Annotated in this window: 18 protein-coding genes; 15 read left to right on the top strand and 3 right to left on the bottom strand. The window is 72.3% G+C overall.

What is annotated here, in order from left to right:
• Positions 1–5 precede the first annotated feature (5 nt).
• Together ACW62_RS27960 and ACW62_RS34880 are read right to left on the bottom strand one after the other, a co-directional pair.
• The gene (locus ACW62_RS27960; RefSeq protein ID WP_053207410.1) at positions 6–836 is read right to left on the bottom strand and encodes an amidohydrolase family protein; all 831 of its coding nucleotides are present in this window, start codon (positions 834–836) and stop codon (positions 6–8) included.
• Positions 833–3,034 carry a hypothetical protein gene (locus tag ACW62_RS34880; RefSeq protein WP_053207411.1) on the bottom strand — a complete coding sequence of 734 codons (2,202 nt, stop codon included), beginning with the start codon at positions 3,032–3,034 and terminating at the stop codon, positions 833–835. Before ACW62_RS34880 ends, ACW62_RS27960 begins: the two co-directional genes overlap by 4 nt.
• A 237-nt stretch (positions 3,035–3,271) precedes the next feature.
• On the opposite strand from ACW62_RS34880, the gene ACW62_RS27970 reads away from it, so the two are divergent.
• Together ACW62_RS27970 and ACW62_RS27975 are read left to right on the top strand one after the other, a co-directional pair.
• Complete coding sequence (locus ACW62_RS27970; RefSeq protein ID WP_053207412.1) at positions 3,272–4,108, top strand: IclR family transcriptional regulator; 837 nt, start codon at positions 3,272–3,274, stop codon at positions 4,106–4,108.
• Between the two features lie 323 nt (positions 4,109–4,431).
• A complete protein-coding gene (locus ACW62_RS27975) occupies positions 4,432–5,196 on the top strand; it encodes a helix-turn-helix transcriptional regulator (RefSeq protein ID WP_053207413.1) in 765 nt (254 codons plus the stop codon).
• Here ACW62_RS27975 and ACW62_RS27980 read toward each other — a convergent pair.
• Positions 5,193–6,545: an aspartate aminotransferase family protein gene (locus tag ACW62_RS27980; protein ID WP_083460248.1), complete on the bottom strand. Its 1,353-nt coding sequence runs from the start codon at positions 6,543–6,545 to the stop codon at positions 5,193–5,195. The two genes, ACW62_RS27975 and ACW62_RS27980, sit on opposite strands and share 4 nt — an antisense overlap.
• A gap of 186 nt (positions 6,546–6,731) precedes the next feature.
• On the opposite strand from ACW62_RS27980, the gene ACW62_RS27985 reads away from it, so the two are divergent.
• The 13 genes from ACW62_RS27985 to ACW62_RS33455 all read left to right on the top strand — a co-directional run bounded on the left by ACW62_RS27985 (position 6,732) and on the right by ACW62_RS33455 (position 20,173).
• On the top strand, positions 6,732–7,778 hold the full coding sequence (locus tag ACW62_RS27985) for a Gfo/Idh/MocA family protein (protein ID WP_083460249.1): 1,047 nt from the start codon (positions 6,732–6,734) through the stop codon (positions 7,776–7,778).
• Positions 7,775–8,722 carry a Gfo/Idh/MocA family protein gene (locus tag ACW62_RS27990; RefSeq protein WP_053207416.1) on the top strand — a complete coding sequence of 316 codons (948 nt, stop codon included), beginning with the start codon at positions 7,775–7,777 and terminating at the stop codon, positions 8,720–8,722. Before ACW62_RS27985 ends, ACW62_RS27990 begins: the two co-directional genes overlap by 4 nt.
• Positions 8,719–9,591 (top strand): fumarylacetoacetate hydrolase family protein, encoded by an 873-nt coding sequence (locus ACW62_RS27995; RefSeq protein WP_053207417.1) that lies wholly within the window; start codon positions 8,719–8,721, stop codon positions 9,589–9,591. The genes ACW62_RS27990 and ACW62_RS27995 overlap by 4 nt, the downstream gene beginning before the upstream one ends.
• A 61-nt stretch (positions 9,592–9,652) precedes the next feature.
• Positions 9,653–11,305 (top strand): ABC transporter substrate-binding protein, encoded by a 1,653-nt coding sequence (locus tag ACW62_RS28000; RefSeq protein ID WP_053207418.1) that lies wholly within the window; start codon positions 9,653–9,655, stop codon positions 11,303–11,305.
• 63 nt (positions 11,306–11,368) lie between these two features.
• Positions 11,369–12,328: an ABC transporter permease gene (locus ACW62_RS28005; RefSeq protein WP_053207419.1), complete on the top strand. Its 960-nt coding sequence runs from the start codon at positions 11,369–11,371 to the stop codon at positions 12,326–12,328.
• Positions 12,325–13,275, top strand: a complete 951-nt coding sequence (opp4C, locus tag ACW62_RS28010; RefSeq protein WP_205629655.1) for an oligopeptide ABC transporter permease — start codon at positions 12,325–12,327, stop codon at positions 13,273–13,275. The genes ACW62_RS28005 and opp4C overlap by 4 nt, the downstream gene beginning before the upstream one ends.
• Complete coding sequence (locus tag ACW62_RS28015; protein WP_053207420.1) at positions 13,275–14,279, top strand: ABC transporter ATP-binding protein; 1,005 nt, start codon at positions 13,275–13,277, stop codon at positions 14,277–14,279. Before opp4C ends, ACW62_RS28015 begins: the two co-directional genes overlap by 1 nt.
• Positions 14,276–15,319 (top strand): ABC transporter ATP-binding protein, encoded by a 1,044-nt coding sequence (locus ACW62_RS28020; protein ID WP_053207421.1) that lies wholly within the window; start codon positions 14,276–14,278, stop codon positions 15,317–15,319. The genes ACW62_RS28015 and ACW62_RS28020 overlap by 4 nt, the downstream gene beginning before the upstream one ends.
• A complete protein-coding gene (locus tag ACW62_RS28025) occupies positions 15,316–16,902 on the top strand; it encodes an N-acyl-D-amino-acid deacylase family protein (protein ID WP_053207422.1) in 1,587 nt (528 codons plus the stop codon). The genes ACW62_RS28020 and ACW62_RS28025 overlap by 4 nt, the downstream gene beginning before the upstream one ends.
• Positions 16,899–17,765 (top strand): IclR family transcriptional regulator, encoded by an 867-nt coding sequence (locus ACW62_RS28030; protein WP_053207423.1) that lies wholly within the window; start codon positions 16,899–16,901, stop codon positions 17,763–17,765. The genes ACW62_RS28025 and ACW62_RS28030 overlap by 4 nt, the downstream gene beginning before the upstream one ends.
• Positions 17,766–17,837: 72 nt before the next feature.
• Positions 17,838–18,674: an amidohydrolase family protein gene (locus tag ACW62_RS28035; RefSeq protein WP_053207424.1), complete on the top strand. Its 837-nt coding sequence runs from the start codon at positions 17,838–17,840 to the stop codon at positions 18,672–18,674.
• Complete coding sequence (locus tag ACW62_RS28040) at positions 18,671–19,813, top strand: zinc-binding dehydrogenase (RefSeq protein ID WP_053207425.1); 1,143 nt, start codon at positions 18,671–18,673, stop codon at positions 19,811–19,813. The genes ACW62_RS28035 and ACW62_RS28040 overlap by 4 nt, the downstream gene beginning before the upstream one ends.
• Before the next feature lie 99 nt (positions 19,814–19,912).
• A complete protein-coding gene (locus ACW62_RS33455) occupies positions 19,913–20,173 on the top strand; it encodes a helix-turn-helix domain-containing protein (protein ID WP_169792141.1) in 261 nt (86 codons plus the stop codon).
• The last annotated feature ends 151 nt before the right edge of the window (positions 20,174–20,324 follow it).

The following is a 20,324-nucleotide window of genomic DNA, read 5'->3' on the forward strand; positions in this document are numbered from 1 at the left end:
GGTCGTCAGGGCGCCTCGAGCCCCAGCAGCGCCAGGCTGTCGCGGTGGAGGATGCTCTCGATCGTCTCGGGCTCGATCTGCGGGAACGGCGACCAGTCGCGCGCCGCCATCGCCCGCAGCCCGTCGATGCCCTGCCGCGGGGTCCAGATGGGGTAGTCCGAGCCGAACACCAGCTTGTCGAGGACGCCCCACTCCTGGGCCCGGACGATCGCCTGGTAGCCCTCCATCGTGCGCAGCCACATCGCCGACACGTCCGCGTACACGTGGGCGTGCTTGCGCAGCACGATGACGCACTCGCGCTGCCACGGATGCGACATGTGCGCCAGCACCATCCGCACGTCCGGGTGCCGGCGGGCCAGCCCGTCGTAGACTAGCGGGTGGCTCAGCTCCAGGATCGCGTCGGGCGACGCGCTGGTGCCGGTGTGGATGAGCAACGGCACGCCGAGCCGGGCCACCTCGCGGAAGAACGGGTCGTGCTTCGGCTCGCGCACGTCGAAGCCGGCCAGGATCGGGTAGAGCTTCACCCCTTTGAGGCCGCGCGCCAGGCCGTCCTCCAGCTGGTCCATGACGTCGTCGTCGGACAGGTCCAGCGCCATGTAGCCGATCGTGGGGACCGTCGTCTGCCGGACGAAATCCTCGATGTACGCGTTCGGCGTGGCGACGCCGAGCCGGGTGGCGCGCAGGCCGACGACGATCGAGACGTCGACGTCCTTCATCGCCTCGTCGTACGTGTCCGGCGGGTTCTCCGGCCGGCCGCCGTAGATCCGCGCCCGGTCCTTCTCGTATCGGCCGTGGTGGGCCGAGGTGTTGCAGTGGGTGTGCACGTCGACGATCAACGGGTCTCCTCGGAGTGGGTACGGCCGACGTCGGAACGGGCGGCGGCGACGCGGACCGACCGCGCCTCGTCGCGGGTGAGCAGGCCGGTGGCGCGCCAGCGCTCGGCGACCTCGTGGACGGTGCGGACGAACTGGCCGTGGTCGCGGAACGGAGCGTGCGACCACACCTCCTCGACCAGCGTCCGGTCGCCGGCTCCGGCCCGGTTCTCCACGCCGGAGTCGCTGCCGCCGAAGGCGATCGTCGCGCCGTCGGCGACGGTGAACGAGTACAGGTCGCCGCCGGTGAGGTGGAACCGGATCCTGACCGGCTGGTCGCCGATCGCGGCGAAGTCGGCGCCGTCCCAGGTCAGCTCGGCGGCCAGCTGGTCGCCGGTGACGGGGTTCGACGCGGCCAGGCCGAAGCCGGGCAGCGGGTCGCCGGCGGCGTCGAGCAGCTCCGCCCGCAGCGACCCGCCGGTGCCGAGGACGGCGTTGACGACCAGCGAGTCGCCGGAGACCTCCAGCTCTCTTGTCGTCAGCGTGCCGGTCTCGGCGCCGGCGCGCATCGAGACCCAGCCGTCCTTGCGCCAGGTGACCTTGCCGATGGCGGCCTTGCGCTCGCCGCCCGGGATCGCGTGGGTGCCGTCCCAGCCGCCGTAGTACGTCGACACCTCAGTGTCGGTGACGATCAGGTCGCTGCTGGTGATGACCATGCTGTCGTCCCAGCTGCCGTCAGGGCCGCGGAGGAACACGTTGGACCGGTCCGGACGGTGCCAGTGTCGAAGGTCACGGGATGCGGCGATCTGGACGTCGGTGGTGCCGTCGGCGCCGCCGCCGGTGCCGCCGGGGTCGTCGTGGGCGGTGATCTCGAACATCCACGGGAACCCGATGTAGTCGTTGCCGTACGGCAACGCCGGCACCGCGTAGGTCTGGGCTTCCAGCGCCCCGTGGGAGACGGCGATGGTCTGGTCTAGCTCATCCGCTGCCAGCGCGTACTCCGGGTAGGTCCAGTGCACGAAATCGGTGCTGGTGGACAGGAAGAAGGCGCGCACGCCGTAGATCTGCTTGGTCAGGGCGATGAAGTGGCCCTTCTCCTGGTCGTAGCTGACGGTGACGACGTCGGCTCCGGGGATGGCGGGGGCGACCGGCGACGGGGTCCAGACAAAGCCATCCGGGGAGAAGAACGCTCGGTAGGTGCGCGTCGAGCCCGACCACACCAGGGTGAGCATCTTGTAGCGGCGATTCGGGTCGGCGTCGTCCGGGTCGTAGACCACCCCTCCACCGCCCGCGGGCGCGAGCACGATGTTGTTGGCCTTGGAGCCCTGGTAGTCGACCAGGCCGAGGTCCGGCTTCTCCCACGTGGTGCCGTCGTCGCTCTCGGCGTAGAGAATCCGCCAGCCAGCGTTGATTCCGACGTAGTACATCCGGTACTTGCCGTACGACGGGTCCCAGAACACCGACCCCATGATCTGCGTCATGACACCCTCCCACGGCTCGGTGGGGGTCAGCACCGGACCCGTCTTGGTGCCGGGGTGCACGACGCGCTCCAGGTCGGTCGACTCGATCCGGTAGTCGTCGATGAACAGCTCCTGCTGCACGCCGAGCACCGGATCGTACGATTCGGGCTCCTCCTCGACCAGGTGCATGTCATCGACCAGCGTCGTGCCGCCGGCGGCGGAGTTCGCCCGGACCATGATGACCACGTCGGTGGCGTACGGCGGCGCGGCGAGCGGCAGGCGCAGGTCCTGCCAACCCGTCCCGGTGACCTGGATCTGCCGGTCGGTCATCCGGGTGCCGTCGGCCTTGCGGTAGTAGATCATCAGCGACGCCGAGGTGCCGGCCTCGAGCTCGAGCCGGCCGGTGATGTAGAGCCGCTGCTCCTGCACGACCGGCGTCGCGCTGCTGACCGCCGTCACCGTGCTGCCGGCCGGTTGGACGACCCGCAGGCTCTGCTCGCCGGTCGAGGCGTCGGCGTCGGTGACGAGGGCGGAGCCGCCGGTCCCGGTGGTGCTGACGGTCCAGCCGGCCGGCGCGGTGCCGGGGGCGGAGTCCTCGAAGGACGGGTTGACGATCGGATGCTGCGTCTCGCCGGCCGGGGCGGCCTGGGCAGCCGGGGCGGCCGGGGCGGCCGGCTGGGCGGAGCCGCCGGGCACGACTCCCAGGAGCAGCGGGGCGGCCGCGAACAGCGCGATGCCTCGTCGACGGTGTCGAAGTCTCATCGGTCTCCACCTCACGATCGTGCGGGCTGGGGACTGCGTGACCCATGACTATATGGAATCTGATGCCATGTCAACGGCCGCCGCTTGCCCGCCGTGCTCGCCCCGGAATAGTCGGCCGTACCGCCCTTGTCCAGCGGTGATCGGTTGCGGTGTTAGTCTGCGCTCAAGGTTCGGGAGTGGTGTCGGTGCCGCTCGTGAACGTCGATACGTGAAAAGAGCTTCCACAAGGAGGTGCGCATGGAGACGCCCATGGACGGTGCGGCCGGTGCCGACCGCGCCCACTACCACTCGCACGCGCTCACGCGGGGGTTGCGCGTCCTGGTGCACGTCGCGTCGGCCGGCGCGCCCGTCACGCTCACCGACCTGCACGAGGTGACGGAGCAGCCGAAGAGCACCCTGGTCCGGTTGCTGGCGGTGCTCGAGGAGCAGGACTTCGTGCTCCGGGTCGACGACCGGCCGGCCTTCGTGCTCGGTCACGGCGTGCTGCCGATCGTCACCGCCTACCTCGACAGCGGCACGCCGGTCGACCTGCTCCGGCCGCACGTGCGCGCACTCGCCCACGAGGTCGGCTGGACGGCGAAGTACGCGGCCCTCGACGGCGTGCACGCCGCCGACCTGTGCGTCGAGTTCCCGGAGCGGCCGCTGCACTTCACCGGCAAGGAGGGCGGCAGGTCGCCGGCCCACGCGTCCGGCGTCGGCAAGGCGATGCTGGCCGGCCTCACCCTCGACGAGGCGCGCGAGCATCTGCCGTCGCAGCCGTTCCAGCAACTCACCGAGCGCACCATCGTCACCGAGCGGGCGCTGGAGGCCGAACTGCGGCGCGTCCGCGACCGCGGCTACGCCGTCGACGACGAGGAGTGCGCCCGCGGCCTGCGCTGCGTCGCCGTCGCCGTGCGCGTCGACGGCGAACTGCTCGGCGCGCTCGGCGTCTCGGGGCCGGCCGCCGAGCTGACGCCGGAGCGCGAGTCGCACATCGTCGCGACCCTCCGCGACGTCGCCGGCGAGCTCGCTGCCGACGCCCGGGTCGGGCCGGTGCTGGCGATGTTCGCCAGGGGAGCTCTCGCCCGGCGCTGATGAGTTGGCCGTGGCCCTGATGGAACGGCGGCGGTCCGGTCGGCCGGTCCAGGCCCGGCTGGTCCACGCCCGGCTGGTCCACGCCCGGCTGGTCCACGCCCGGCGGGTCGGGGGCCGGCATCTCCTTCCCGGCGCGGTGACATCGGCGCCAACTGTTGGCGCTCAGGTCAACCCGCCGCAGCAGCTACCACCGTCCCCGTCCCCCTCCCGGGTCGCCGAGCAGCGGGCGGGGCGTCGTCCACAGGCCGGTTCGTGGACGCGGGTTGTCCACATTCGGCCGGAACGGCGGTACCGCCGGACGGCCGGCGCGCCACGATGGCGGCATGGATGTGGGTGCGCTGATCAGCCGGGCCAGACACGAAGCGGGGCTCACGCAGCTGGAGCTGGCCCAGCGAGCAGGGGTGAGCCGGTTCGCCATCTCGCACTACGAGAAGGGTCGCCGGCTTCCCACCCTGGGGGCGCTGCGTGCGGTTCTAGCGGCTGCCGGCAAGCAACTGCACGCCGAGCTCGAGCCGCTCGACGCCGACGTGCGGCGGGCGATGGCGCGGGTCGCGGCCAGCCCGATCGAGGACCGGCCGGCGGTCCAGTACGGGAACTCGCTGCACGAGTACGTCGCCCCGGACCACCGCGTCGAAGGCGTGGCCGCGGCGCAGTTGCTCGGAGCGCCGGTACCGGTGGACCACCTCGACATCGCGGTCGCCGATCTGCCGGCGGCCTGCGAAGCCCTGGCGCGCCGGGTCCAGATGCTCGGGCCGAAGATCTCGGTCAAGCGCAACACCTGGCCCTTCTACTCGTGTCCGGGGGCGTGGCCGGGCGTCACCGACCACGATGTCGCCGATGCTGGAGCACGGCTGCGCGACCTGTTGCGGCAGCAGTGCCCCGACGACTCGTTCTGGATGGTGTCGGCCAGGCACTGGGCGCGGGTGCGACTGGTCCCACCCGCCGACGTCGCGCGGTACGTCGAGGTGGTGCTTCCGGCGGGCGTGGTTCGGGTGGCGCCGCTGCACGAGATCGAGAGCACCGACCCGCGGGTGTCGCGGGTACCGCGGGTCCTGCGCGACGACGCGGGCGCCACCCGGCCCGGCTAGTGCGCCGTGCCGTCGGCCTTCATGGCGGCGAGGACGTCGCTGGCGGCCTCCAGCGTGCGGTCGACGTCATCGTCGGTGTGCGAGCCGGAGACGTGGTTGCGCTTGAGCGACATCGGGATCATCAGGAAGCCCTTGTCGGTCATGCGGCGGTGGAACGCGGCGTAGGCCTGGTTGTCGTTGCGCATGAGGTCGCGGTAGCCCCTGATCGGGGCGGCGGCGAAGTAGAGCGAGAACACGCCGCCGAAGCCGGCCACCGTCGCCTCCAAGCCCAGCTCGGCCACGATCGCCGCCAGGCCGTCGCGGATCCGCGCCCCCAGCGCATGCGTCCGGGTGTAGAAGTCCGGGTTGGCACGCAGGTGGTCGATGGTGGCGATGGCGGCCGTCGCACCGAGGGCGTAGCCGTTGAACGTGCCGGCCAGCAGCACGTCGCCCTTCTGGCCGTCGAACCGCTCCATCAGCGAGCGGGGCCCGGCCAGGCCGCCGATCGGGTAGCCGTTGGCCATGCCCTTGCCGAACGTGGTGAGGTCGGGCCGGACGCCGCAGATCTCCTGGTAGCCGCCGAGGGCGTGCCGGAAGCCGGTGATGACCTCGTCGAAGATCAGCACGGCGCCCTCGGCCGACGTGAGATCCCGCAGCCCGGTGACGAACTCCTGGGTGGGGACGAGCGCGCCGACGTTGTGCGGGATCGGCTCCATGATGACGGCCGCGATGCGCTCCGGGTGCTGCTCGAACAGCGCCTTCACGGAGTCGAGGTCGTTGAACTCGGCGATCAGCGTCGACTCGAGCGCGGTGTCGAGGATGCCCGCCGACAGCGGGTCGCGGCCGTAGGCCAGCTCCGGGCGGGAGATGACGTTGCGGGCGACGGCGTCGTGCCAGCCGTGGAAGCCGCCCTGGAACTTCACCAGCAGCTTGCGGCTGGTCGCGGCGCGGGCCAGCCGGACCGCCTGCGCGGTGGCCTCCGACCCGCTCATCGTCGCGATCATCATCTCCGCGGACGGGATCACCTCGGTGACCCGGGTGGCCAGCTCGACCTCCAGTTCGGTGACGCCGAGGCCGAACAGGTCGAGCTTGCCGACGGCGTCGCGCACGGGGTCGTCGACCACGGGGGAGTTGTGCCCGAGCAGGATCGCCCCGAACGCCGCGTGGTAGTCGAGGTACCGATTGCCGTCGAGGTCGACGACGTATGCGCCATCACCGCCGCCGAACGCGTACGGGTGCCCCACGTAACGCGTCGCGGAGTTCACGCCGCCGGGCAGCACCTCCGCGGCGGCTTGCTGCAATGCCCAGCCGCGGGTGGACGAGTTGCGTGGACTGTGGTCGGAGGCTGCCGTGCCGATCCCCGGGGACATCGGACTCCTGTTCCCGCGTCGCGGTCGGCTCACAGCCGTCGCGCGACGCCTCTCGGTGGTGTCGTTGCCCCGAAGAGTAGGTTGCTTCGCCAAGCATGGCAAGACGTTCCATTTCTCGTCGCGTTACGCGATCGTCACAGCGACGGGCCTTGACAGGGCCAGCCCCGAGATCCAGGATGACTCGGCATGGCACGCCATTCCGTGACTGACGACACAGCGCCACTGGGTGTGATCATCGTCGGCGCCGGCTTCATCGCCGACCACCACGGCGCCGCGCTGCGCGGCAGCTCCCGCGCCCGTCTCGCCGGCATCGTCGACGTCGACGCGGGCCGCGCGAGCGCCGCCGCGACCGCCGCCGGCGGCGTGCCGTGGAGCACCGACCTCGCCGAGGCGCTGGCCCGTCCGGACGTCGGCGCGGCCATCGTGTGCACGCCGAACCTGACGCACGAACCCATCGCACTCCAGATCGCCGCCGCTGGCAAGCACCTGCTGATGGAGAAGCCGCTCACCATCACGGTTCCGTCCGCCCGCGCGGTCGTCGAGGCGTTCGACGCCGCGGGCACGGTCGTGATGGCGGCGCACACGCACCGGTTCTACGACTACGCCCGGGCGGTGAACGACGCGATCGCCGGCGGCGCCGTCGGCCGGCCGGTGTTCGCCCGGCTGGCGCTGCTCGGCGGCTGGATCTGGCCGGACTGGCGGGCCTGGGTGCTCGACCCGGCCAAGTCCGGCGGGCACGCGCTGCACAACGGCGTCCACCTGCTCGACCTCGTCAGCTGGTGGCTGCGCGACGAGCCGGTCTCCGTCTACGCGCGCGGCCGGGCGCAGACCGCCGCCGAGCTGCGCATCTACGACTACCTGGAGATGCACGTGCGGTACGCCGGGGGCGCCGACGCCGTGTGCGAGATGAGCCGCGGCCACCGCCCGTCCACCCTCGACCGCCGCGACGTGCTGGTCGCAGGCACCGACGGCGTGCTGCAGCTGCCGGCCGACGGCTGGGGCTCCACCGTCGTGACGGAGTCCGGGACGAGCCTGCTGCACCCGCAGGCCGCCAACGGGTTCGCCGTCCAGCTGGACGCCTGGCTGGACGCGATCGCCGATCCGGCCGCGGAGCGGGCGATGACCCCGGCCGACGCCGTCCGCGCGGTCGCCCTCGGCGTCGCCGCGGAGCTGTCCATCGAGCGCGGCGAACCGGTCACGCTGGACGAGGTCATGGGAGGGGTGCACGCATGAGCGACACCACCCTCGGCGTGCTGCTGCTCGGCTCCGCCGGCCTGGGCGCCGACCAGGACCACCAGAGCACCATGTACCGGCCGGCGTTCGAGGCGCACCCCGGCTTCGAGGTCCGGCCCGACACGACCCGGCTCGACGACCCCGCCGTCGATGTCGTCAGCGTCTGCGTCGAGCCGGACCAGCGGGCCGACGCCGTCATCGCCGCCCTGCAGGCCGGCAAGCACGTGCTCGTCGACAAGCCGCTGGCGCTGACCGCGGCCGACGCGGCCAAGGTCGCCGCCGTCGCCGCCGAGACCGGCCGGGTCTGCCTGCCCGCGCACCACCAGCGGTTCCACCCGATGATCGCGGCCGCGCGCGGCGCCGTCGCCGGTGGGAAGGTCGGGCTGCCGTGGAACGTGCAGGCCGACTTCCTGGTCGCCGGCGGCACGCCGTCGCCGGCCGGCGAGCTGGCCAACTTCGCCGTCTACCCGCTCGACGTCGTGCTCGCGCTCACCGGGCTGCGGGTCCGCCGGGTCTTCGCGCGCCTCTCGACGCACTGGGGCGGCGGCGACGCGGACGACTTCGCGCTGCTCTTCCTCACCCACGAGAACGGCCTGACCAGCACGATCAGCGTCGGCCGGATTCGCGAGCTGGCCGATACCCGGCCGGCCGGACTCGCCGTGCACCGCTACCGCGTCAGCGGCTCGCACGGCGTCCTCGACATCGACGCCTCGCGCCCGGCTGTCGTCCTGCGCCGGGGCGAGGCGTCGAGCCAGACCTGGCACGGCCCCGGCACGGTGGACCGGCTGCTCGACGAGTTGCGCGCGGCCATCGTCGCGGGCCGCCCGAGCAGCCCGTCCGCCGCCGACGCCGTCCACGTCGCCGAGATCGTCGACGCGGCCCGCGCGTCGGCCGCGTCCGGAGCACCCGTCGACCTCGCCACTGACAAGGAAGGCAGCCGATGAAGCTGGTCAGCTACACCCGCGACGGCGCGACCCGGCACGGGTACGTCGCCGACGAGGCCGCCGGCACCGTCGCCGAGCTCGGCGACGGCGACCTCGCCGCAGTGGTGGAGGCCGGCGCCGGCACCGACGCCGCCTGGCGGCCCGGCGACCCCGCCGGCACCCACCGGCTGGCCGATCTCGCCGTCCGCGCCCCGATCGCGCGCCCCACGAAGGTGCTCGCGGTGGCCGCGAACTACCAGGACCACGTCGCCGAGGGTGGCGGGAAGCCGCTGGACAAGACCACCCTGGCGCCGCGGCTGTTCCTCAAGCCGGGCACGTCCGTCGCCGACCCGGGCGCCGACATCGCCCTGCCGGCGATCAGCACCCAGGTCGACTGGGAGGCCGAGCTGGTCGTCGTCCTGGGCCGGGGCGGCCGGGACATCCCGGTGGAGAAGGCCCTGGACCACGTGGCGGGCTACGCCGTGGGCAACGACGTGTCGGCCCGATCGGTCGACTACGGGTACCCGCGCGAAACCTCCTCACCGGCGGTCGGCTACTTCGACTGGCTGGCCGGCAAGTGGCCGGACGGCTTCGCACCGTACGGCCCCTACCTCGTCACGGCCGACGAGGTGCCCGACCCGCAGGACCTCGGCGTCGAGCTCGAGGTCAACGGCACGCTCCGGCAGAACGGGAGCACGGCCGGCATGATCTTCACCGTCGCCGAACTGGTCGCGTTCGCATCGCGGCTGATGACGCTCGAGCCCACCGACATCATCATGACCGGCACGCCGGCCGGTGTCGGTGCGGCATCGGGAACCTATCTGGCCGCGGGCGACGAGATGACGGTGCGCATCGCCGGCCTCGGCACCCTCACCAACCGCGTCGTCTGAACCCCCAACCACCACCCCCGCCGGGCCGGTCCCGGCCAGAACAGATCCCTGAGAGGTAGCTGTGAGACGTTCCCGAGCGCAACGCGCAGCCCTGATCTCCGCCGGCCTGTCCCTGATCCTCGCCGTCGCGGCCTGTTCGGATCCGACCCAGAGCGACGACACCGGCAACACCAGCGACGAGGGCACCGACGGCGCCGCCGCCGAGGACACCGCCCTCAACGCCTACCTGTACCAGGCGCCGAACTCCAACTGGAGCCCGATGGCGCCGGCGCACGGGCCGGACCAGGTCGTCATGAACCTCATCTACGACTCGCTGCTGGGCGTGAACCCGGACTTCCAGCTGTACCCGCGGCTCGCGACCGGCCTGCCGGAGATCTCCGACGACGGTCTCACCATCACGTACACCCTCCAGGAGGGGGTGACCTGGAGCGACGGCGAGCCGTTCACCGCCGAGGACGTCGTCTTCACGTACAACATGGTGGCCAACCCGGCGACCGGCAGCCCGTCGGCGGGCAAGTTCGCCGACGTCGCGGGCGCCGCCGAGGTGGCCGCCGGCACCGCCGAGACCGTCAGCGGCTTCACCGCGCCCGACGAGCACACCTTCCAGATCACGCTGACCAAGCCGAACATCGGCATCGTCGGCCTGACCGGCAACATTTTCATCATCCCGCAGCACGCACTGGCCGACGTGCCGGTCGACGAGATGGACACGACGGACTTCTTCACGAAGAGCCCGACGGTCGGCCTCGGCCCGTACGTCTTCCAGGAGTACAAGACCGACCAGTACGTCCACCTCGTCAAGAACCCGGCGTTCCGCGAGGGCGAGGTCGACATCGACGAGATCTACCTGCGCCCGGTGACGTCCGACGTCGCCACGGCCCAGCTGGGCACCGGCGAGATGGACCTGGCGCAGATCTCGCCGGCCGACCTCGAGACGGTCGAGGCTCTCGACGGCATCGAGGTGGCCTCCGGGCCGGGCGCCGGTTTCATCCGCACGTCGGTGAATCAGCAGAAGCCGTACCTCAAGGACGTCCGGCTGCGTCAGGCGATGCTGTACGCCGTCGACCGGCAGCAACTGATCGACGAGGCCCTCGGTGGCAAGGCACAGCCGGTGAACGCCAGCTTCATGACCGACGCGCTCCCGGACGACCTGGAGACCTACGACTACGACCCGGACAAGGCCCGCGAGCTGCTGGCCGAGATGAACTGGGACCCCAACCAGGTCATCCAGCTCACCTGGATCCCGGGCCAGCGCGACCGCGACACCGCCGCCACCGTCCTGGAGGCGCAGCTCGGCGAGGTCGGCATCAAGCTCGAGCTGAACCAGGTCCAGCCCGGTGAGATGACCGACATGATGAACGCGCAGTCCTACGACATGACGCTCTACGGTGGCGGCAACTACGCGACCGAGCCGTTCGCCGTCTACCCGATCGACAGCTGCTCCACCTGGTACCCGAACGGCGCCAACCTGTCGTTCTGGTGCAACGAGGAGTTCGACCGGCTCATGCTCGAGGCGAACGCGACGGTCGACGAGGCCGCCCGCTACGACCTCTTCCAGCAGGCCGCGCGGATCGAAAACGCCGAGGTGCCGATGATCTACCTGTACAACCCGGACACCATCTGGGCGCACACCGACCGGCTCCAGGGCTTCGAGCCGATGGGCGACCAGACGAACCCGTTCTGGAACGTCCAGGAGTGGTCCCTCGACAGCTAGCGCGAGGAGTGTGGCGGGCGGGCGTGCGGCCCGCCCGCCACACCCCGGATGAGGAGGTGAGCGGTGGCGGCGTTCGTCGTCAGGCGGATCCTGGTCAACATCGTGGTCTTCATGTTGATCGGGATCGGGGTGTTCCTGCTGGTCCGCGCGGCACCGGGCGACCCGGTGCGGATGATGATCAGTCCGGAGGACCTGCAGGAGGGCAGCGAGCAGTTCATCCAGGCCCGCCGTGCCGAGCTGGGGCTGGACGATCCGATCCTCGTGCAGTACGCCCGGTGGCTCCTGGACGCGATCAGCGGCGACCTGGGCTCGTCGTTCCTCAACCGCGAGCCGGTCAGCGGCCTGCTGCTGGAACGGCTCGGCCCGACCGTCCTGCTGATGTCGACGGCGCTGGGCATCTCGCTGCTGATCGCGGTCCCGCTGGGCACCATCGCGGCGGTCCGCCGCAACACCGGCGTCGACTACGCCGCCGCGGCGCTCAGCCTCGGCGTCATCTCGGTGCCGTCGTTCTTCCTCGGCATCACCGCGATCTACGTCTTCTCGCTGCAACTGGGCTGGCTGCCGTCGTCGGGCATGTCCACGCCCGACGGCGGAGGCGGCGCCGACGTCCTGAAACACCTGATCATGCCGGCGGCGATCCTCGGCCTGGCCGCCGCCGGACCGCTGACGCGCTACGTCCGCGGCAGCCTCATCGACGAACTGTCGGCCGACTACGTGCGCACCGCGGAGGCGAAGGGCGGCTCCCTGGCACGGGTGGTCAGCCGGCACGCGCTGCGCAACTCGCTGATCCCGCTGATCACCATCGTGATGATCAACATCCCGCAGATGCTGGCCGGCGCCGTCGTGCTGGAGCAGGTGTTCGCCTGGCCGGGCATGGGCCAGCTCGCCGTACGGGCGGTGAACACCCAGGACTACCCGGTGATCGTCGGGTTCGCGCTGTACGTGGCCGCGTTGGTGCTGGTCTGCAACCTGGTCGCCGACATCGCGTACGCCGTCGTCGACCCGAGAGTGAAGGTGACATGAGCGACCTGCGACCCTCCCTGGACGCCGCCGACGTCACCGCCGCTCAGGAGGCGGTGGCCGCCGGGCCGGGCACCGGCGGCCCGTCGTCCAGCCGTCGTTCGCCCCGGGCGATGGCGGCGCGCCGCTTCCGCCGTAACAAGGTGGCCGTCGGCGGCGCGATCTTCCTGCTGGTGCTGCTGGTCGTGGCGCTCCTCGCGCCGCTGATCGCGGGCCAGTCGCCGTACTCCGTCGACCTCGGCGCCATCCGGCAGCCGCCGTCGGCCGAGCATTGGCTCGGGACCGACGCGTCCGGCCGCGACGTGTTCGCGCGGCTGGTCTACGCGGCCCGGGTCTCGCTGATGGTCGGCGTGTTCGCGGCGCTGCTGGCGGTGCTGGTCGGGACGCTCGTCGGCGCGGTCGCCGGGTTGTTCGGCGGCTGGCTGGACACCGCGCTGATGCGCACGGCGGACATGATGCTGTCGTTCCCGAACATCGTCGTCGTCATCGTGCTGGCGGGCCTGCTCGGCCCGAGCATCCCGATCCTCGTCATCGCCATCGCGGCGTCGGAGTGGCCGACGGCGGCGCGGATGGTCCGCGGCGTCACGCTGGCCGTGCGCGAACGCGAGTACCTGCACGCGGCCCGGGTGGCCGGCGCGTCCCGCGGCTGGCTGCTGCGCAAGCACATCGTGCCGGCCGCCATGGGCCAGATCGTCGTCGTCGGAACCCTCGCGGTGGCCGGCGCGATCCTGTCCGAGGCGGTGCTGTCCTTCCTCGGCCTCGGCGTCCAGCCGCCGCAGGCCAGCTGGGGCAACATGCTCAACGACGCGCAGAGCCTGACGGTGATCCAGTCGATGCCGTGGCTCTGGTTGCCGCCGGGCCTGGCCATCGCCGCGACGGTGTTGTCGGTCAACTTCGTCGGCGACGGCCTGCGCGACGCCGTCGATCCGCGGCAGTCGGGGAGGTCGTAGTGGAGAGCACGGAGCCGCTGCTGGTGATCGACGACCTCGCCGTCGAGTTCCGCACCGACGAGGGCGTCGTCAAGGCCGTCGACGGCGCGTCGTTCAGCGTCGGCCGGGGCGAGATCGTCGGCGTCGTCGGCGAGTCCGGTTCCGGCAAGAGCGTCACCGCGATGTCGATCCTCGGCCTGGTGAAGTCGGGCCGGCGAGCGGGCGGGACGATCCGGTTCCGCGGCCGCGACCTCGCCACGCTGCCGGCCAAGGAGCTGCGCGCGATCCGCGGCGCCGAGATCGCGATGATCTTCCAGGACCCGATGACGGCGCTCAACCCCGTCGTCACGGTCGGCCGGCAGATCGTCGAGGCGCTGAAGCTGCACGACAAGAAGCTGTCGAAGGCGGCCGCCCGCGACCGCGCGATCGAGCTGCTGGCGCTGGTCGGCATGCCCGACGCCGCGGCCCGGTTCAAACAGTACCCGCACGAGTTCTCCGGCGGCATGCGCCAGCGCGCCATGATCGCCATGGCGATCGCCAACGGCCCCAGCCTGCTGATCGCGGACGAGCCGACCACCGCGCTGGACGTCACCATCCAGGCGCAGGTGCTCGACCTGCTCAAAGTGGCCCAGCAGGAGACCCAGGCGGCGACGCTGCTGATCACGCACGACCTCGGCGTGGTGGCCGAGCTGGCCGACCGCGTCGTCGTCATGTACGCCGGGCGCGTGGTCGAGCAGGGCGATGTCACCACCGTCTTCACCGAGCCGCGGCACCCGTACACCGTCGGGCTGCTGGAGAGCCTGCCCCGGCTGGACCGCGACGTCGACGAGCTGCACCCGATCCCGGGCAGCCCGCCGAGCCTGCTCGCACCGCCGCCCGGCTGCCCGTTCCACCCGCGCTGCCCGCTGGCCCGCGACCGCTGCCGCACGGAACGGCCGCAGCCGCGCGTCGTCGGCGCCGGCCACCAGAGCGCCTGCCACTTCGCCGCGGAACTCGCGGCCGTCCACACGGAGGTGACCCGATGACCGTCGAGACGGCGGCCGCCGACCGGCTGGACCGGCTGGGCGAGGAGGTGCTGCGGGTCGACGACCTGACGATGCACTTCCCGATCCGCGGCGGCCTGCTCCGCCGCCCGGTCGGCGCGGTACGCGCGGTCGACGGCGTCTCGTTCGCCCTCGACCAGGGCGAGACGCTGAGCCTGGTCGGCGAGTCCGGCTGCGGCAAGTCGACCACCGGGCGCATGGTGGTGCGGCTGCTGGAGCCGACGTCCGGGCGCATCCTCTACCGCGGAAACGACCTCGCGACGATGAGCGAGGACGAGCTGCGGCCGTGGCGCAGCAAGACGCAGATCGTCTTCCAGGACCCGTACGCGTCGCTGTCGCCGCGCATGACGGTGCACGACATCGTCGCCGAGCCGCTGCGGGTGCAGGGCAAGTACCGCCAGGGCGGCGCCGACCGGGTGTCCGAGCTGCTGGACCTCGTCGGGCTGCAACCCGAGCACGCCAACCGGTACGCGCACGAGTTCTCCGGCGGCCAGCGCCAGCGCATCGGCATCGCCCGCGCGCTGGCGCTCGACCCCGAGCTGCTGGTGCTGGACGAGCCGGTCAGCGCGCTGGACGTGTCGATCCAGGCGCAGGTGGTGAACAAGCTGCGCGAGCTGCAGCGGCGGCTGGGGCTGGCGTACCTGTTCATCTCGCACGACCTCTCGATCGTGCGGCACGTGTCGCACCGGATCGCCGTCATGTACCTGGGCGTGATCGTCGAGACCGGCACCCGCGACGAGATCTTCGCCGCGCCGCAGCACCCGTACACGCAGGCGTTGCTGTCGGCGGTGCCGGTGCCGGACCCGCGGCTGCGCGGCGCCCGCGAGCGGATCACGCTGACCGGCGACGTGCCGAACCCGGCGAACCCGCCGTCGGGCTGCCGGTTCCGGACCCGTTGCTGGAAGGCGCAGGCCAAGTGCGCCGAGGAGGTGCCCGCGCTGGAGGACCGGCTGGGCGCCGGTCACCCGAGCGCCTGCCACTTCCCGGAGCTGCTGCCGGTGCTGCCTGGGGCCGCCTCGTGATCGACCTGGTGATCAGTGGCGGCACGGTCGTCGACGGTACGGGCGCGGACGGCGTCCGGGCCGACGTCGCGGTGTCCGGCGGGCTGATCGTCGCGGCCGGCGGTCCCGCCGCCCGGACGATCGACGCCACCGGGAAGATCGTCTGCCCGGGCTTCGTCGACCTGCACACCCACTCCGACCTCACGCTGCTGTCCGCGCCGCACGCGCGCAGCGCCGTCCACCAGGGCGTCACGACCACGGTGATCGGCAACTGCGGGCTGGGCGTCGCGCCGCTGGCCGGCGGCGCCGACGTCGACGGCGTGCGGGCCGCGGTCGGCTACCTCGACCTCGACCCGTCCGTCGACTGGAAGTGGCGCTCGTACGGCGAGTACCTCGATGCCGTCGCCGCCGCCCGGCCCAGCGTCAACGTCGCCGGGCTGGCCGGGCACCTGCCGCTGCACGCGGGCGTCGTCGGCTTCGACGACCGCCCGCCGACGCCGGCGGAGCTGGACGAGATGACGTCGCTGCTGGCCGAGGCGCTGGACGACGGCGCCGCCGGGCTGTCGACCGGGTTGATGTACGCGCCGCTGACGTTCGCCGCGCGGGCCGAGCTGGTCGCGCTGGCGCGCGTCGTCGCGGAGCACGACGCCGTGTTCGCCTGGCACCTGCGCGACTACGCCGACGACGTGCTGCCGGCGGTGCGCGAGGCGCTGGAGGTCGCCGCCGCCACCGGTGTGCGCACCCAGCTGTCGCACCTCACGGCCGTCGGCCGGCGCAACTGGGGCAGCGTGGCGGCGGCGCTGGAGCTGATCGACGCCGCCCGCGCCGACGGCCTCGACGTCGCCGTCGACATGTACCCGTACCTCGCCGGGAACGCGCCGCTGGCGCAGCGGCTGCCCGCGTGGGCGCAGGCCGGCGGCGACGCCGCGATGCGGGCCCGGCTGACCGACCCCGAGGCGGTCGCGCGGATCCGGGCGCACTGGTCCGGGCAGCCGCTGGGCTGGGACGAGATCACCGTCAACTCCGCGCCCGACCCGGCCGTCGTCGGGCGCACCGTCACCGCGCTGGCCGCCGAGCGCGGCGCCGACGCCGACACCGTCGCGCTGGACCTGCTGGCCCGGCACGGCAACGCGGTGTCGATGGTGGCCGGCGGCCGCGACGCCGGCGACCTGCGCGCCGTCCTGGCCCATCCCGCGTCGGTGATCGGCTCGGACGGCCAGGCCCTCGACGTCGACGGGCCGACGGGGAACGGCATGCCGCACCCGCGGTCCTACGGCGCCTACCCGCGGCTGCTCTCCGAGCACGTCGCCGACGGCACCCTGACGCTGCCCGAGGCGATCCGCAAGGCCACCTCGGGTGCGGCGCGCCGGGCGGGCATCGTCGATCGTGGCACCATCGCCGCAGGACAGGCCGCCGACATCGTGATCCTGGACGTCGGCCGGCTCGCCGACCGCGCCACATTCGCCGACCCCAGGCAGTACCCCGCCGGCGTCGACGCCGTGATCGTCAACGGTGAGCCGACCATCGCCCACGGGCAGCACACCGGCGCCCGCGCCGGGCACGTACTCAGAGCACGGACGAAGGACAAGGGGCAGCGATCATGAGACCCGTCGCCAGAACCACCCGCCGCAACTCCGTCGACGACGATCGGCCGGCGTCGGCGAACTACCACGCCAACGCACTCGCGCGCGGCCTCGCGCTGATGGAGCTGCTGTCGACCGGCTCCGAGCCGTTCACGCTGGTCGAGATCAGCGAGTCGACCGGGCTGCCGAAGAGCACGCTGGTCCGGCTGCTCGCGGTGCTGGCGGAGATGGAGTACATCGTCCGCGTCGACGAGCGGCCGTCGTACCGGCTGGGGCACAAGGTGCTGCGGCTGTCCAACGCGTACATGTCGTCGCTGGACCTGTCCGTCGTCGCCGACCGGTACCTCGCGCCGCTGGCCGACCGCACCGGCCAGACGGCGAACCTGGGCATGCTCGACGGCGACCAGGTGATCCACGTCGGCGTGCACGAGCCGGACCGGCCGATCCGGTTCCACGCCAGCCCCGGCGTGCGCGACCACACCTACTGCACCGGGCTGGGCAAGCTGCTGCTCTCGCGGCTGCCCGCGGAGCGGCTGGCCGAGCACCTCCCGCCCGCCCCGTTCGACCGGTTCACCGACGACACCGTCACCACGATGGACGAGCTGACCCGCGAACTGCGGCTGATCGAGCGGCGCGGCTACGCCTTCGACGACAACGAGCGCAGCGTCGGCCTGCGCTGCGTCGCCGTCCCCGTCGAGCTGGACGGTGACTGCCTCGCGGCGGTCAGCGTCTCCGGCCCGTCCGGCGAGTTCGGCCCGGACCGCCAGCAGTTCTATCTGGAGCGGCTGATGGAGACCGCGGCCGAGCTGGCCGGCGACCCCGACACCGCCGCCGCCATGCGCATCGTGCACAGCTCGCTGCGTCCCGCCCGCTTCGTGAGCTAACCAGACGCCGACCGCGAGGTCCCCACGCGGCGGTGCGTACCACGAGGAAAAAGAGATCAGGAGGCCCGCCGGATGTTCGACGTCCACACCCACTGTCACCAGCCCGAGCACTGGGGTCCCGAGTGGAGGGCCAACTGGGCGCCCGTCTACGGGCAGGAGGAGGCGCACGCGTTCACGCCCGAGGAGTACGACCGGGCGATGAAGGACGGCGGCGTCTCCGTGGCCTGCGTGTTCGGCCTGCGGGCGACGGCGGCCGGGGTCGCGACGCCGAACGAGTACGTGGAGTGGTTCTGCGCGTCGACGAGGACCGAGACGATCGGGTTCATGGCGCTGGACCCCACCGACGCCGACGTGCTCGACCAGCTGGCCGACGGCGTCGCGCGCGGGCTGCGCGGCATCAAGCTGTACCCCGTCCTGTCCCTGTTCGACGCCCGGGACGAGCGGTTCGACTCCTTCTACCGCGCTGCTGCCGACGCCGGGCTGGTCATCCTCTGGCACATGGGCGCGACGCCGAGCCCGTCCGGTTCGCTGATGGTCAGCCAGCCGCTGGTCGTCGACGAGGTGGCCCGCCGGCACCCGGACCTCACCATGGTCATGGCGCACATGGGGCACCCGTGGCAGCGCGAGGCGATGGTCGTGTGCCGGAAGAACCGGCGCGTCTTCACCGACGTGTCCGCGTCGTGGGCGCGGCCGTTCGACGGGTACCACGCGCTGGTCCGCGCCCAGGAGTGGGGCGTCGTCGACAAGCTGCTGTTCGGGTCCGACTTCCCGATCTGGACGCCGGCGCAGGCGGTCGCCGGGCTGCGCGAGATCGCGGCGATCCGCCCGCCGACGATGCCGTACGTGCTGCCGTCGACGATCGAGTGGCTGCTCGACGGCGACCCGCGCGCGGCGCTGGGACTGCTGTGACCGGTGTCGAGACCCGCGCCGCGGTGCTGTGGCGGCTCGGGGCGTCGCCGCCCTATGCCGGTGGCGACGCCCTGACGGTGGAGTCGCTCGTCCTCTCCGGGCCCGAGGCCGGCGAGCTGCTGGTGCGGGTCGAGGCGGCCGGGCTCTGCCACTCCGACCTCTCGGTCATCAACGGCAGCCGGCCGCGGCCGACGCCGATGGTGCTGGGCCACGAGGCGGCCGGCGTCGTCGAGGCCGTCGGCCCCGGCGTCATCGACGTCGCGCCCGGCGACCACGTCGTCATGACGTTCGTGCCGTCGTGCGGGCACTGCCTCGAGTGCGCCGCCGGACGGCCGGCCATGTGCACCGTCGGCGCGGCGGCCAACGGCGCGGGCCGGCTGGTCGCCGGCGGCACCCGGTTCGGCCGTTCCGGGGTGGAGTTCGCGCACCACCTGGGCGTCTCGGCGTTCGCCGAGCGGACCGTGGTCGCGCGCGGCTCGGTGGTCGTGGTGCCGCCGTCCGTCCCGTTCGATGTCGCGGCCATGCTCGGCTGCGCCGTCCTCACCGGCTTCGGCGCCGTCGTCAACACGGCCGGCGTGCGGCCGGGGGAGTCGGTGGTCGTGTTCGGGCTGGGCGGGGTGGGGCTGTCCGCGGTCATGGCGGCCGTGCTGGCCGGCGCGCACCCCGTCGTCGCCGTCGACACCGTGTCGTCGAAGCTGGACCTGGCGTCGTCGCTCGGGGCCTCGCACGTCCTGTCCGCCGCCGCGCCCGACCTCGTCGACGCCGTCCGCGACGCGACCGGCGGCGGCGCCGACCATGCCTTCGAGTGCGTCGGCAGCGCCGCCGTCCTCGAGACCGCGTTCGCCGCGACCGCCCGCGGCGGCGCCACCGTCGCCGTCGGCCTCCCCGACCCGTCGCACCGCAGCTCGCTGCCCGCCGTCACCCTGACCGGCGAGGGCCGCGTGCTGCGCGGCTCCTACATGGGCTCGGCCGCGCCGGCCCGCGACATCCCGCGGCTGATCCGGCTGTGGGAGGCCGGCAAGCTGCCCATCGACCGCCTCCACACCGCCGACGTCCCCTTCGCCGGCCTCCCCGCCGCCTTCGACGACCTCGCCGCCGGCCGCGCCGTCCGCCAGCTCCTCCGCCCGTCCTCGCACTGACCTGTGGACGTTCGTCCACGTTCCACCTTGTGCATGATCGTCCACACGAGCTAATGTGGATGATCATGCACAAGATTGGGGGTAGAGATGTTCCGGAGCGTGCGGGAGTTGGGCGGCGCGGTGCGCGCTCGCCGTTATGCGCGCGAACTGACTCAGGCTGAGCTCGCACGCCGCGCCGGTGTGTCTCGCGAATGGGTGAACGCGCTGGAACGCGGCAAGCCGAACGTCAATGTGGCACAGCTCATGGATGTCCTGGAGGTCCTGGATCTCGCCCTGGACCTGGCGCCGTTGAGCCGCGATCCGAGAGCGGACGAGCTCATCGATGAACTCTTCGGAAGAGAGCCTGATGGCGACGGCTGAGTTGACGGTGTACTCGATGCCCTGCGCCGCGACGCGGTCGCCGTCCACCATGATCATCCACCTTTTGAGCTGCTCTGACAGCCCAAAAGGTGGATGATCATGGCCTGCCGGCCAGGCAGCACCCGCCCGATCGGCACGCCCGCCGCCGACC

This window comes from Jiangella muralis, from assembly GCF_001270745.1.
In the GTDB taxonomy this organism is placed as follows: domain Bacteria; phylum Actinomycetota; class Actinomycetes; order Jiangellales; family Jiangellaceae; genus Jiangella; species Jiangella muralis.